Here is a 14,385-nt window from a genome sequence, read left to right as displayed (position 1 = left end):
TTTCCTCACTTTACAACCTTCTCGATAAAATTCCGAATAGAAGACAAGCCGTCTGGCGTTCCGATACTCTCTGGATGGTACTGGAAGCCATAAATTGGAAGGGTTTTGTGTTGAATTCCCATAATGGCTTGGTCATCAGTCGAACGTGCTGTCACTTCAAAGCCGTCTGGCATTTCTTCAATCAAAATACTGTGGTAACGCATAACTGGACGACCATCCTCAATGCCTTGATAGAGAACAGATGGCGCTTCAAAGCTGATGTGGCTCTGTTTCCCATGCATGACTTTTGGAGCCAAGCCTAGCTTCCCACCAAAGACTTCTGCGATAGCTTGGTGACCCAAACAAATTCCAAGAATCGGCTTCTTACCTGCAAAGTCACGAATCATGTCTTCCATCTTTCCAGCATCCACTGGCCAACCTGGACCAGGAGAAAAAACCAGACCATCTGCTTTTTCAGCTTCTTCATATAGCTTGGGATCATCATTTCTCAAGACCTGAACTTCTGCGAAATTCCCGATGTATTGGGCCAAGTTATAGGTAAAAGAATCATAGTTATCAATCAATAAAATCATGGTCTTAGTTCTCCAATTCTAGTCATAGATTTAGCCTTGTTAATGGTTTCTTGGTATTCGTTTTGGGAGATGGAGTCGTAGACAATGCCTGCCCCAGCCTGCACATAGGCTGTTTGATTTTTAAGAATCATAGTTCGGATGGCAATGGCCAAATCCATATCACCAGTCGCAGACAAGTAGCCGATTGCTCCTGCGTATACACCACGTTTTTCTGTTTCCAGTTCATAGATCCGTCTCATGGCCCGAATCTTTGGTGCTCCCGACACTGTTCCAGCTGGAAGTGTAGCTTTCAAGGCATCCATGGCAGTGAGTTCGGGAAGCAAACGCCCTTTCACAACACTGGTCAAATGCATGACATAGCGGAAAAGCTCCACTTCCATATACTTAGTGACTTGGACACTTGCCGTTTCAGAGATGCGGCCAATATCGTTACGTCCCAAGTCTACCAACATCCGATGTTCTGCTGTTTCCTTCTCATCGGACAGGAGGTCTGTCGCCAAGGCCTTGTCCTCTTCATCCGTAGCCCCTCTTGGTCGCGTACCAGCAATCGGATTGGTTGTCACAATGCCATTTTTGACAGAAACCAAACTTTCTGGACTGGCACCGATGATTTGATAATCCCCAAAATCGTAGAAATAGAGATAATTAGATGGATTGGTCACGCGGAGATTTCTGTAGAAGTCAAATGGATTTCCAGTAACTTCTGCTGAGAAACGCTGACTGAGCACGCATTGGAACATATCACCATTACGAATCAAGCCACGAGCGGTTTCGACCATTTGCTCAAACTTCTGAGGAGTGATATGGGGTTTGAAGTCCAGCGGAGATAAATCCAAATCTTCAAATTCATTTGAAGCAGGGATGCGTAATTCCTCCAGCACTTGCTTCACGGCTTCTTCCAAATCCTCTGTACTGCGCTCGCTATAGAGAGCATCCTCAATGACATGGATTTTTTCTTTCTTGTGGTCAAAGACCATATAACTCTCATAGACAAAGAAATGCATGTCTGGCGTCCCAATGGTATCTTGGGGGATTTGACCGATTTCCTCATAGAGCGAAATCATATCGTAACCAACAAAGCCAATAGCTCCCCCACCAAAAGGGAGATCTGAATGGTGCTGGCTCTTATGAGTCACTTCATAAAGGAAATCCAAGGGATCCCGATCAATCACTTGCCCATTTTGATAAAGGACTCCATTTTCAAACTTAATCTCAAAAACTGGATTATAGGCTAGGATAGAAAAACGAGCTGTTTCCTTGTCTCTCGGAATACTTTCTAAGATCACCTTGTGTTGCCCCTTTAGGCGCATATAAGCCAAGATTGGTGATAAGACATCTCCATGAATGATTCGTTCCATTGTAATTTCCCTTTCAGTTCTACTTCTAGTCCGTGGCGACTGTATGAAAAATCCCCACGCAAAATAACTTGCGTGAGGACGAAATTCGCGGTGCCACCTCAATTATAGGATTTCTCCTATCTCTCATTCCTGTCTCAGAACATTCCTGCAACAGGCTGTGCGATAAAGGGCACTCCCTTGAGAATTATATTTTCTTCTCTCGTTTCAGATGGACCCAACCTTACAGCTTTCTCTGCTTGTTTCCAGCAACCACAAGCTCTCTGTGAGAGAAAAGACTGTAATTTTTCCATCTTTTATTTTTTAGCTTCTAGGTAGTCTGCAATAGCAGCTACGTCCTTGTCTCCACGACCAGAGACATTGATGATGATAATGTCATCTTTACTTAGTTTCGGTGCACGTTTAACCGCTTCTGCGATAGCATGCGAACTTTCAATCGCTGGGATAATCCCTTCTGTCTTGCTGAGAAGGAGCAAGGCTTGAACAGCTTCTTCATCTGTCGCTGCTACGTATTCTACGCGGCCAGAATCTTTGAAGTAGGCGTGTTCTGGGCCAACCCCTGGATAGTCCAAACCAGCTGAGATAGAGTAAACTGGCGCCAGCTCTCCATCTTCCTTAAAGACTGCATAGGTCTTCATACCATCGACAATTCCGACACTACCCTTTGTCATAGTGGCTGCGTGCTTGTCTGTGTCAAGTCCATGACCGGCAGCTTCGACCCCAACCAATTTGACTTCTTCATCAGCTACATACTGTGAAAAAGCACCGATGGCATTGGAACCACCACCTACACAGGCAATGACGTAGTCTGGTAAACGACCTTCTTTTTCTAAGATTTGACGACGAGATTCTTCACTGATGACCTTTTGGAATTCATGAACGATGGTAGGATAAGGATGAGGTCCTACAGCAGATCCCAAAACGTAGAAGGCTTCAAGGTCATTCATCCATGCTCCAAAGGCTGCATCGACCGCATCCTTGAGAGTTCGTGTCCCTGTTTCAACTGCGTGAACGGTCGCTCCCATCATCTCCATGCGGAAGACATTGAGACGTTGACGCTCCACATCTTCTGCCCCCATGTAGACATCACAAGCCATACCAAACTTGGCTGCAGCAGCTGCTGTCGCAACACCGTGCTGACCAGCTCCTGTTTCTGCAATCACTCGTTTTTTGCCCATACGTTTGGCAAGAAGAATTTGTCCTAAAACATTGTTGAGCTTGTGAGAACCAAGGTGATTAAGGTCTTCGCGCTTGAGATAAATCTTAGCTCCACCTAGGTGGTCTGTCAAACTTTCCGCAAAATAAAGCGGTGTTTCGCGACCGGAATAGTCCTTCAAGTAATGGCGAAATTCTGCCAAAAATTCTGGATCATCCTTGTATTTGTCAAATGTCACTTCCAACTCATCCAACAGAGTCTGAATCGGCTCCGGTACAAAACTACCACCAAATTGTCCAAAATAACCTTTAGTTGTCATAAAATTTTTCCTCTTTCCATATTAATCCGGCCGTTTTGTTTGCTTTTAGTAGTAGGCAAGGAGCTGCAGATAGAACTCAAGTTCATCAAAGCGACTTAACGCCCTAATAAAAGATAAACAAAATGACCGAAAGAAAAAAGCCCACACACAGAATCTACTTCTGTGTGAGGGCGTTGGTAACGCGGTGCCACCTCAATTATAAAGGGACTATTCCCCTTTACATCTCTGCCTTGTCTAACAACAAGTTGCACTGTAAGGTGTGCGCACCGAATTTTCATTGTTTCAAATTCATTTTTAAAATCAGCCCACTTTCACTACTTCCAACCACCTGTTCACAATCACCACAGGCTCCCTGAAGATCAAACATAGTTACTTTTCTGATTTGTTGAGAATATTATATGCTATTGTCCGCTTTTTGTCAAGATTTTTTATTATTTTTTTCCAGAACCGAGGATTTCTTCAGAAATTCTCACCAAAGTCTGAACGATGTAATCAACTTCTTCATCGCTTAATTTTGTATGAAGAGGAAGCGTAATTTCATTTTCAAAGAAGGCATAGGCTCTTGGATAATCTGCCATATCGAAACCAAGATTCTTATAGGCTGTCAAAAGAGGAAGCGGTTTATAGTGTACATTACTTGCAATTCCTGCTTTAGCCAATTCTTGGATGATGAGGTTGCGTTCTTCTAAACTTGCTCCTTCTACATGGGTGATGTAGAGGTGGCGTGAAGATTCAACAGTATCAGTCTTGTGTGCCAGTGGGTGAATACGAGTACCCGCAAAACCACGATCATAGCGGTCCACGATGTCCTTACGACGTTGTAGCAAAGCTGGGTAACGATCCAATTGTACCAAACCAATCGAAGCCATGATATCGGTCATATTGCACTTGTAGGCTGGTGTAACGATATCGTATTCCCATGAACCCAATTGCATCTTGGCAAGAGCGTCTTTGGTTTGACCATGAAGGGAAAGGAGCTGGAATTCCTTGTACATCTCTTCGTCGTCAATAGCTGGATTGGCTTTCCAAGTCGCACTTCCTCCCTCAGCAGTTGTAAAGTTCTTAACGGCATGGAATGAGAAGGAAGTAAAGTCAGCGATAGAACCAGCTGGTTGCCCTTTGTATGTAGATCCTAAAGCATGGGCACTATCTGAGACAATTACGATACGGTTAAAGGCCTTTTGCCACTTGCTAGCAGCTGTAAAGAGATCCCGTTTCTTCTCCACGACTTGGAACAAACGGTCATAGTCGCAAACAATCCCTGCAAGCTCAACCGGAATAATCACCTTAGTCTTTTCAGTGATGGCTTGCTCAAGAAGGTCATAGTCCATCTCAAACGTATCTGCTTGGATATCCACCATGACAGGTGTCGCTCCTACGTGTGTGATGACACTGCAAGAAGCTGTATAAGTCATGGCTGGAACGATGACTTCATCACCAGGTCCCACTTCCAAAACACGCAAAATCAACTCAAGAGCGGCAGTCGCAGAGTTGAGGCAGACAGTCTTAGGTGTCTGTGTGTATTGAGATAAGCGACGCTCTAGTTCTTTTGTCTTTGGCCCAGTTGTAATCCAACCAGAACGCAGGGTATCCGCTACTTCAGCAATTTCTGCTTCCGTAATATCGGGTGGTGAAAATGGAATATTGTAATTTGGCATTGATTTGCTCCTTTTATCTGTACTCATTTTCTCATGACTACTTTATTTTAGCACTTCAAACACGGTTTGAAACATGATTTTGATGTCTCCAAGGAAACTAAACTCTCGGAGATAGGCGAGATTATAGCGCATCTTTTCAGGAAGAACATGCTCGACATAGGCTTGGTCAACCGTCAGACCTTTCTCCGTCATTTGACTGATGATGGTGTCCTCATCCTTGTAGTTGATACTAGCTGGAGAGGTGATTCCGGCTGGCAAGAGCAAGGTCGCCATCATTTCAGGGCTATACTGCTCGGTGTAACGTGGCACCTCAGGTCGTGTCCCAACAAAGGACATCTCGCCTTTAAGGACATTGACCAGTTGAGGTAGTTCGTCCAAACGCACACGGCGGATGAAATTTCCAACCTTGGTAATGCGACTATCGTTAGCAGAAGTCACCAGGCTTCCTTTTTTATCCGCATCCGTTACCATAGTACGGAACTTCCAAATCTTGAACGGACGGTTGTACTGGGTCACACGCTCTTGCTTGTAAATGACAGGTCCCTTGCTATCCAACTTGATCCAAATGCTCAAGATAAGAAAGATGGGAGAAGTCAAAACTAGCAAAAACAAGGCCAGAACCCAATCCAGGCAACGCTTGAAAATCAGCGACCCCTTCCTTTTAGAGACAAGCTGGTAGTAGGACTCAACCTCGCTTGATTGCATTTCCACGGGTAGGTCTTCCCATTTCAGCATGCTGTTTCTCCTTTGTTTTTATTATACTATTTGTCAACATTTTTCATTATACCACAAAATGGAAAAGGCGGTGCAAGAAATCTGTAATTTGAAGGATTTCCTTCTGATGTTCAATGAAAATCAAAGTACAGCTTTGAGGTTGCAGATAAAGCTGACATGGTTTGAAGAGATTTCCAAAGAGTATTAGGACATAGCTCCAGCCTGCAAGCTATACATCTTGTGATAGGTTCCTCCCAAGGCCAAGAGTTCCTCATGGGTTCCACTCTCGATGATACGCCCCTTGTCCAAGACGTAGATGCAGTTGGCGTCTTGGATAGTTGAAAGGCGATGAGCGATGGCAATGGTCGTCCGCCCCTGTCTCATTTTAGCCAGAGAAGCTTGAACCAAACTTTCTGTTTCCGAGTCAATATTGGCTGTCGCTTCATCCAAAATTAGGATTTTAGGCTGACTGGCGACTGTTCTAGCAAAGGCAAGAAGCTGGCGCTGTCCAGTAGAAAAGCTCGAACCACGCTCGGAAACAGGAGCATCATAGCCCAGAGGAAGGTCTTGAATAAAGGAATCCGCATCGACAAAGGCAGCTGCATCCTTTACCTGCTCATCGCTGATCTCTTGGTACATGGCGATATTGGACTTGATAGTCCCGTGATAGAGGAAGGGATCCTGTAAGACCAAACCGATATTCTTTCTCAACTCTTCATGACTATAGTTTCGGATATCCACATCATCCAAGAGAACTCGCCCCGACTGAAATTCATAAAAACGCATGAGGACATTGATAATCGAAGATTTCCCCGAACCTGTATGACCTACAAAGGCAATGGTTTCGCCCTTCTTAACTGAAAAGGAAATATCATCCAGAATCTGGTGTTTTCCATCATATGAGAAACACACGTGCTCAAACCGAATATTACCTTCTGTAATCTTTGCTTGGCTATCCTTTTGAAGGGGTTCATAGGTCCTCTCGTCAATCAAGGCAAAGACACGTCCAGCTGAGATCATAGAAGTTTGAAGGGTTGAAAAGTTTTGCGTCACCTCAATCAAGGGGTCAAAGAGCCGATTGATGTACTGGATGAAGGCATACATGGTTCCTGCTGTTATTCCCAGATAAAGTCCACGGTAGCCAAAATAGGCCATTAAAACGGCATAACCTAGGAGTTTTAGCAAACTCATGGCAGGACGTAAAAAGAGGGCGTCCAAGGCTACAGATCGGTTGGCATAGACCAAGTGTTCTTGGTTAATCTCATCAAATTCTGCTTGCAGGCGCTTCTCTTGATTAAAGGCCTGGATAATCCTGATTCCTTCGATGTTTTCTGCCAGCTTACTATTAATATCCGACAAGAGACTTCTGGTTTTTTCGATGATTTTCACTGATTTTTTCCGATAGAGATTGACCAAAAGGAAAATCAAGGGAAGAAAGAGCAAAACTAAAGCTGTCAAACGAAAATCCAGCACCAACATGGTATAAAGAGTGGTCAGAAAGATGAAAACTGCTGAAATAAAGCTGGATAAAATCCCTGAAAACATATCACTGATGGTCTCGGTATCATTGGTCAAACGAGAAACGATGGAACCTGCTGGCGTCTTGTCAAAATAAGACATGCCCAGTTTCTCCATATTGGCAAAGGCATCGCGACGAATATCTCTGACAATACTGTAGGACACCCGCGCAAAGAGAAGATTTCCAACATACTGAACTAGAGTTTGCAGGAGATAAAGACCATAGTAGACCAGCAAAACGGTCACGGCCAGTTGATTAAGATTGCTGAGGTACTGGTCGATAAAGTGGGAAGCCACAAGGGGAATGACACTTTTAATGACCGTCGTCGCAAGGAGAAAACTGAGTGCCAAAAAGGTCAGGAGGCCATAGGGCTTGAGATAGGACATCAAGCGCTTCAATACAGCCCATTGTTCTTTCTTATTCTGCATCTTCTTCTCCTTTCATTTCCAATTGCTGAGACTGGTAGGTTTGGGCATACCAGCCATCCAGAGCTAGCAAGTCATCGTGCGTGCCCCGTTCGATAATTTGACCATTTTGCAGAACCAAGATCAGATCTGCATGGACAACTGCACTAAGGCGATGGGCCGTGATGATGGTTGTCTTGTCCTTCCGCGTCTCCTTGAGGTTGTCGATGATCGCATACTCAGTTTTGGCATCCACGGCGGACAGGGAATCATCTAAAATCAAGATATCAGGGTCTAGAATCATCGCCCGACTCATAGCCAGACGTTGCTTTTGACCACCTGAAAGACTGACTCCCTTTTCACCGATCAACGTATCAAAGCCCTGAGGCATGTCCACAATATCTTGGTAAACTTGTGCTAGCTTGGTCGCTTCCTCAACTGCTGAAAGGGGGAAGTTAGGATTACCGAAGCGGATATTGTCTAAGATAGAGGTCGCAAAGAGGAACTGGTCCTGAGGGACATAGCCCATGAGACCACGAAGGTCTGTCAGACGATAATCCCGAATATCGTGACCGTTTAGATAAATAGCTCCCTTATCCACATCGTATTCACGCAAGAGGAGCTTAATCAAGGACGTTTTCCCAGAGCCTGTCTGTCCGACCAAGCCTAGGGTTTGCCCTTTTTCCAGACTAAAGTGAATATCCGTCAGTGTCTCCTCATTTTCAAAGGCAAAGCTGTCAATGGCGTACTCCAAGCGTCCATTTTCAATACCGTCCAGAGGAAACTCAGGATCTTGTACAGGTGATTCCTGAGACAAAAGTTCCTCAATCCGCTGGTAGGACACCTTCCCTCGCTGAGTAATATTAAAGAGGAAACCAATGGCCATAAGAGGCCAAACTAGCATATCCAAGTAGCTGATAAAGGTGACCAGATTCCCAACCGTGATTTGCCCTTTCTGAACCATCAAAGAGCCGACCAAGAGAGTTAAAACATAGGACGAACCAACAAACAAGAGAACCATGGGGTCAAACAAGCTATCGTATTTCATGGTTTGGAAATTCTTTTGAAAGGTCAATTCATTAACTGCCTGAAAGGACTTCAACTCGTCCGCCTGATAACCGAAAGATTTGGTCACTTTGATACCTGATACAGACTCCTGCACCTTGTTATTGAGTTCAGAAAAGGCAGCTTGTGACTCGCCAAAGGCCTTGTGGGTCTTTCTCCCTAGACGACTGGTCGCATAAGCCATAAAAGGCAAAGGCAGAATGGCAACTAAGGTCATTTGCCATGAAATGCTAAAAAGCATGGTCAGCAAAGTCACCAGCGCCGTGATGGAAGCATCCACTGCTGACATGACTCCTCCACCTGCAAGACGAGTTAAAGCATTGATATCATTGGTGGCGTGTGCCATCAAGTCCCCCGTCCGATAGGTCTGATAAAAGGCTGGCGACATTTTTGTGAAATGCTCAAACAAGCGGGACCGCATGATCTGCCCCAAACGATAGGAAGTTCCAAGGATATACATGCGCCAAACATAGCGCAGATAGTACATCCCAAAGGCTGCCAGCAGTAGATAAAATAGATTAAGAAGGAGGTCCTGCTGGGTTAATCGCCCTGATGTAATGGCATCAATGACTCGTCCCATGACCATGGGGGGAATGAGATTGAGGACGGAAACCAAGACCAATGCAACAATCCCGACTAAATAACGGCGCTTTTCTAACTTGAAAAACCACCAGAGTTTTTGAATAATGGACATAAAATCCCTTTCTGATTGCAAATGGAAACCTGAGGCCAAGACTCAATGAAAATCAAAGAGCAAACTAGGAAACTAGCCGCAGGCTGTACTTGAGTACGGCAAGGCGACGTTGACGCAGTTTGAATTTGATTTTTGAAGAGTACAAGACCCCAGGTTTTTCTTATTCATAAGTTACGACTGAGACGACACCCTTGTCATACTCAGCGATAAAGATATTGGCAACATTGTCATACCCTTGTTTGCTGAGATTATCAAGTAGCCATTCTTCGCTTCGACCAATGGTCTCCAAAATTTCGACTTGGATTACACCGTCTGTGACAACAGGATACTTGGGATTCTCATCTCCCATTTGGACCACGATGAGTTGACCGTTCTGCTCCTGCATAGCGCGTTTGACTTGTTTCATTTGGAAAATTCCCTGACTACGGAGCTTAAGAGCTACGTCTGCTGCTGATAAACCAACCGAACGGCAGGCTTCTGGATCAATCTTCCCATTTTTGATGAGCAGGGTTGGCTTCCCATCAATTAAACGTTTCACAAAGTGAACATTGTTGTTAAGCCATTTGAGAGTCAAGACCAGAATGGTCCACATAATCAGGATAACTGCATACTGAAGGATACTGATAGCGCTATTGTAAATCACCCCACCGATGATCCCCCCGAGTACATAGTTCTGAATTTGATCTATCGCTGAGTTAGGCGCTAGGTTGCCCTTTCCTGTCACATTAATCACGAAAACCAGAGAAAAGAGACCCAAGGCTAGTTTGATTAAAATTTCGATATAATTGAGTGTCATTTGTTCACCTCCACCAATTCGATCGCATCTGTTTTATACAATTCCACTTTCTCTAGCAGGTACTTGTCTGGCTCACTGCCGTTCAGGGCACGGTAATAGCGATCACCTACCTTGATAAGTGCGCCATCCGTGTCCGCAGAAGTATTAACATAGACCTCTGACTTGTCTACTCCCAATTCTTTGGAAACAAGCTCGATGAAATGAAGTGAAGCTTGAAATTTATTGTTAGAAACTTGATTGTTTTGATAAGTCGTGATACTAACCAAAAGCAGAGCTAATAAGGTCAAAGCTGAAATCATGACCAACTCACGAAATTTGGTCCCCTTTTTATCATGATAAGCCTTGAAAGCTAGAAATCCTGTCACAGCTAATAGGACAATCCCTAAACCAATCATGATGCCATTTTGCTGACCGATTTGGCTGAGTACATAGTCATAAGAATAGAATTTCATGTGTTTTCACTCCCTTTCATAAAATCATTCTTAATTATAAACGAAAGAGGGTGATTTTTCAAACCATACGTTGGGGAAATGCGCCTTTTTTTGGTATAATATAGTCTGTAATCTGAATGAAAAAGGTAACTTTATGAAACTCATCTCATGGAATATTGATTCTCTCAACGCTGCTTTGACCAGTGATTCTGCCCGTGCTCAGCTCTCTCAGGCTGTCCTTCGGACCTTGCAAGCAGAAAATGCTGATATTATCGCTATCCAGGAAACCAAGCTTTCTGCAAAAGGGCCTACAAAAAAACACTTGGAAATTTTATCTGAACTCTTCCCAAGCTATGAAAACACTTGGCGTTCCTCTCAAGAACCTGCTCGCAAAGGCTACGCTGGAACCATGTTCCTCTATAAGAAAGAACTTACGCCTACTATCAGCTTCCCAGAAATCGGTGCTCCTTCTACCATGGATTTGGAAGGCCGCATCATCACCTTGGAATTTGATACATTTTTCGTGACCCAAGTATACACACCAAACGCTGGCGACGGTCTCAAACGCTTGGAAGAGCGTCAAGTCTGGGACGTCAAATATGCTGAGTATCTAGCTGAGTTAGACAAAGAAAAACCAGTCCTTGCGACGGGAGACTACAACGTAGCCCACAAGGAAATCGACCTTGCAAATCCTGCCAGCAACCGCCGTTCACCTGGTTTTACAGACGAAGAACGTGCTGGCTTTACCAACCTCTTGGCAACTGGATTTACCGACACCTTCCGCCACATTCATGGCGATGTCCCAGAACGTTACACTTGGTGGGCGCAACGCAGCAAGACTTCTAAAATCAACAATACAGGCTGGAGAATCGACTACTGGCTCACTAGCAACCGCGTGGCTGACAGGGTGACCAAGTCTGACATGATTGACTCGGGTGCTCGTCAAGACCATACGCCGATTGTATTGGAAATTGAACTCTAAGGAGAAAGCTAATGGACTATCAAGCTGTCATTCCCGAGTTTGTTGTATCGAATATCGAACAGTCCCGTTCCTTCTACTGTGATTTACTCGGTTTTCGGATCGAATACGAACGACCAGAAGAAAACTTCCTCTTTCTTTCTCTTGAAGAGTGTCAGCTAATGCTAGAGGAAGGAACCCCCGAGGAACTGGCTAACCTTACCTACCCTTTTGGAAAAGGTGTCAACCTATCCTTTGGTATAAAGGATGTCCCACAACTTTATCAAAAAGTAATAGAGGCCAACTATCCTATTTATCGTCCTTTGACTAAGAAAACATTTCGTGTTGGAGATCATTATATCTATCCTCATGAATTTGCAGTTTTGGATCCAGATGGCTATTTTTTAAGATTTAGCGAATAAAATAATAGAAATCTACAATACTGTGGCTCGTTGTAGGTTTCTTTTTTGTTCGTTTTTTTCATTAAAACACTAACAAAACATTTGATTTCTAAAGCTATTTAGTGTAAAATAATGACATTAACGCTTTGACGTTCTATTATAGTACCATTTTACTTGTTTATGTCGTGAATTGGCACGACGTTTCTACAAGGTGCCGGAACACCTAACAATGAGTAAGTCTGTTGAAGGTATGTTTTTAGACATACATATTTTGAGGGCTTGCTTATCTGTTAAGTAGGTCCTTTTTTCTAGTCCTTTTTGAGATGATAAAGGCGATAGAAAAACATAAAAGAGTTTAGACTTTAGGAGGTCTTATGAAATTATTAGAAGAGCGCATCCTTGAGGATGGGCATATCTTGGGTGACAACATCCTCAAGGTGGATTCCTTTTTAACCCACCAAGTTGACTTTAGCTTGATGCGAGAGATTGGTAAGGTATTTGCGGACAAATTCGCTTCTTCTGGCATTACCAAGGTCGTAACCATTGAAGCATCAGGCATTGCCCCAGCCGTTTTTACTGCCGAAGCCTTAGATGTCCCTATGATTTTCGCCAAGAAAGCTAAAAACATCACCATGAACGAAGGTATCTTAACCGCCCAAGTCTACTCCTTTACCAAGCAGGTGACCAGCACCGTTTCCATCGCTGGAAAATTCCTATCACCAGAGGACAAAGTCTTGATTATCGATGATTTCCTTGCTAATGGCCAAGCTGCCAAAGGCTTGATCCAAATCATCGAACAAGCTGGAGCAAAAGTTGAAGCGATTGGTATCGTGATTGAAAAATCTTTCCAAGATGGTCGTGATTTGCTTGAAAAAGCAGGGTATCCAGTCCTATCACTGGCTCGCTTGGATCGTTTCGAAAATGGTCAGGTCGTATTTAAGGAGGCAGATCTCTAATGCAAAAACAAGAAAAACACTCGCAAGCAGCCGTTCTTGGCTTGCAGCACTTACTAGCCATGTACTCAGGTTCTATCCTGGTTCCTATCATGATTGCGACAGCCCTTGGCTATTCAGCTGAGCAGTTAACCTACCTAATCTCCACAGATATCTTCATGTGTGGGGTGGCCACCTTCCTCCAACTCCAACTCAACAAATACTTCGGAATTGGACTGCCAGTCGTTCTCGGAGTTGCCTTTCAATCCGTCGCTCCTTTGATTATGATTGGTCAAAGCCACGGTAGCGGTGCTATGTTTGGTGCCCTTATCGTTTCTGGGATTTATGTGGTTCTGATTTCCGGCATCTTCTCAAAAGTTGCCAATCTTTTCCCATCTATCGTAACGGGCTCTGTCATTACCACGATTGGTTTAACCTTGATTCCTGTCGCTATTGGAAATATGGGAAATAACGTCCCAGAGCCAACTGGTCAAAGTCTCTTGCTTGCAGCTATCACTGTTCTGATTATCCTCTTGATCAACATCTTTACCAAAGGATTTATCAAGTCGATTTCGATTTTGATTGGGTTGGTCGTTGGAACTGCCATTGCTGCTACCATGGGCTTGGTAGATTTCTCCCCTGTTGCGGCAGCTCCGCTTGTCCATGTTCCAACTCCCCTCTACTTTGGGGTGCCAACCTTTGAAATCTCCTCTATTGTCATGATGTGTATCATCGCAACGGTGTCTATGGTTGAGTCGACTGGTGTTTACCTGGCCTTGTCTGATATCACGAAAGATCCAATCGACAGCACGCGCCTGCGCAACGGTTATCGTGCAGAAGGTTTAGCTGTCCTTCTCGGAGGAATCTTTAACACCTTCCCTTACACAGGATTTTCACAAAACGTTGGGTTGGTTAAATTGTCAGGTATCAAGACCCGCCTGCCAATCTACTACGCAGCTGGTTTCCTAGTCCTCCTTGGACTCCTTCCTAAGTTTGGTGCCCTCGCCCAAATCATTCCGAGCCCTGTTCTTGGAGGTGCCATGCTGGTAATGTTTGGCTTTGTTTCCCTTCAAGGTATGCAAATCCTCGCCCGCGTTGACTTTGCTAATAATGAACATAACTTCCTTATCGCAGCTGTTTCAATCGCTGCTGGCGTAGGGCTCAACAACAGTAATCTCTTTGTCAGCATGCCAACAGCCTTCCAAATGTTCTTCTCAAATGGAATTGTCGTAGCCAGCCTACTGGCCATTGTACTCAATGCCGTCCTAAACAGGAAGAAGAAATAAGAAAAAGAGGTGTGAGCCTCCAGATTGAAGAAAAGTTCATTTTGAACGATTTTTTCAATCTTTTTCTTTCGGTCCAAAATGAGACTACCCTTAAAAAAGTTGGAATAATAGCCCTTCTGAGAAAA

13 protein-coding genes, 1 riboswitch and 2 other annotated features are annotated in these 14,385 nt (G+C 44.2%); of the genes, 4 read left to right on the top strand and 9 right to left on the bottom strand.

The window, feature by feature from the left end:
• Positions 1 to 5: 5 nt before the first annotated feature.
• From HMPREF9965_RS04500 to HMPREF9965_RS04455, 9 genes are all read right to left on the bottom strand, one after another.
• On the bottom strand, positions 6 to 572 hold the full coding sequence (locus HMPREF9965_RS04500) for an aminodeoxychorismate/anthranilate synthase component II (RefSeq protein WP_000601897.1): 567 nt from the start codon (positions 570 to 572) through the stop codon (positions 6 to 8).
• Entirely contained in the window at positions 569 to 1,930 is a 1,362-nt protein-coding gene (gene trpE, locus HMPREF9965_RS04495) for an anthranilate synthase component I (RefSeq protein WP_000439652.1), read from the bottom strand. Before trpE ends, HMPREF9965_RS04500 begins: the two co-directional genes overlap by 4 nt.
• Positions 1,931 to 2,001: 71 nt before the next feature.
• Positions 2,002 to 2,227 (bottom strand) — a binding site (T-box leader).
• On the bottom strand, positions 2,224 to 3,402 hold the full coding sequence (gene trpB / locus HMPREF9965_RS0102195) for a tryptophan synthase subunit beta (protein ID WP_000208458.1): 1,179 nt from the start codon (positions 3,400 to 3,402) through the stop codon (positions 2,224 to 2,226). Its footprint overlaps the feature before it by 4 nt.
• Before the next feature lie 163 nt (positions 3,403 to 3,565).
• Positions 3,566 to 3,791 (bottom strand) — a binding site (T-box leader).
• 42 nt (positions 3,792 to 3,833) lie between these two features.
• Positions 3,834 to 5,060, bottom strand: coding sequence for a DegT/DnrJ/EryC1/StrS family aminotransferase (locus tag HMPREF9965_RS04485; RefSeq protein ID WP_001134520.1), 1,227 nt, complete (start codon positions 5,058 to 5,060; stop codon positions 3,834 to 3,836).
• 42 nt (positions 5,061 to 5,102) lie between these two features.
• Positions 5,103 to 5,795: a sugar transferase gene (locus HMPREF9965_RS04480; RefSeq protein ID WP_000922226.1), complete on the bottom strand. Its 693-nt coding sequence runs from the start codon at positions 5,793 to 5,795 to the stop codon at positions 5,103 to 5,105.
• A 183-nt stretch (positions 5,796 to 5,978) separates the two neighbouring features.
• Positions 5,979 to 7,721, bottom strand: a complete 1,743-nt coding sequence (locus tag HMPREF9965_RS04470) for an ABC transporter ATP-binding protein (protein WP_001180031.1) — start codon at positions 7,719 to 7,721, stop codon at positions 5,979 to 5,981.
• Positions 7,711 to 9,456: an ABC transporter ATP-binding protein gene (locus tag HMPREF9965_RS04465; RefSeq protein WP_000022633.1), complete on the bottom strand. Its 1,746-nt coding sequence runs from the start codon at positions 9,454 to 9,456 to the stop codon at positions 7,711 to 7,713. Before HMPREF9965_RS04465 ends, HMPREF9965_RS04470 begins: the two co-directional genes overlap by 11 nt.
• A 160-nt stretch (positions 9,457 to 9,616) precedes the next feature.
• Positions 9,617 to 10,252, bottom strand: coding sequence for a DUF421 domain-containing protein (locus tag HMPREF9965_RS04460; protein ID WP_000174434.1), 636 nt, complete (start codon positions 10,250 to 10,252; stop codon positions 9,617 to 9,619).
• Entirely contained in the window at positions 10,249 to 10,704 is a 456-nt protein-coding gene (locus HMPREF9965_RS04455) for a DUF3290 family protein (protein WP_000675323.1), read from the bottom strand. The genes HMPREF9965_RS04460 and HMPREF9965_RS04455 overlap by 4 nt, the downstream gene beginning before the upstream one ends.
• A 133-nt stretch (positions 10,705 to 10,837) precedes the next feature.
• Between HMPREF9965_RS04455 and HMPREF9965_RS04450 the strand changes: the two genes are divergently transcribed.
• The 4 genes from HMPREF9965_RS04450 to HMPREF9965_RS04435 all read left to right on the top strand — a co-directional run bounded on the left by HMPREF9965_RS04450 (position 10,838) and on the right by HMPREF9965_RS04435 (position 14,260).
• Positions 10,838 to 11,665 (top strand): exodeoxyribonuclease III, encoded by an 828-nt coding sequence (locus HMPREF9965_RS04450; RefSeq protein ID WP_000767481.1) that lies wholly within the window; start codon positions 10,838 to 10,840, stop codon positions 11,663 to 11,665.
• 11 nt (positions 11,666 to 11,676) lie between these two features.
• Positions 11,677 to 12,063 carry a bleomycin resistance protein gene (locus tag HMPREF9965_RS04445; protein ID WP_000386242.1) on the top strand — a complete coding sequence of 129 codons (387 nt, stop codon included), beginning with the start codon at positions 11,677 to 11,679 and terminating at the stop codon, positions 12,061 to 12,063.
• A gap of 133 nt (positions 12,064 to 12,196) precedes the next feature.
• Positions 12,197 to 12,292, top strand: a riboswitch (purine riboswitch).
• Between the two features lie 124 nt (positions 12,293 to 12,416).
• Positions 12,417 to 12,998, top strand: a complete 582-nt coding sequence (locus HMPREF9965_RS04440; RefSeq protein ID WP_000770382.1) for a xanthine phosphoribosyltransferase — start codon at positions 12,417 to 12,419, stop codon at positions 12,996 to 12,998.
• Positions 12,998 to 14,260 carry a nucleobase:cation symporter-2 family protein gene (locus tag HMPREF9965_RS04435; protein ID WP_001171653.1) on the top strand — a complete coding sequence of 421 codons (1,263 nt, stop codon included), beginning with the start codon at positions 12,998 to 13,000 and terminating at the stop codon, positions 14,258 to 14,260. Before HMPREF9965_RS04440 ends, HMPREF9965_RS04435 begins: the two co-directional genes overlap by 1 nt.
• The last annotated feature ends 125 nt before the right edge of the window (positions 14,261 to 14,385 follow it).

The sequence above is a fragment of the Streptococcus mitis bv. 2 str. SK95 genome (assembly GCF_000222705.1).
Taxonomy (GTDB): domain Bacteria; phylum Bacillota; class Bacilli; order Lactobacillales; family Streptococcaceae; genus Streptococcus; species Streptococcus mitis_AY.
The sequence above is the reverse complement of the archived record's forward strand: the minus strand, read 5'-3'. Positions and strand labels throughout refer to the sequence as shown.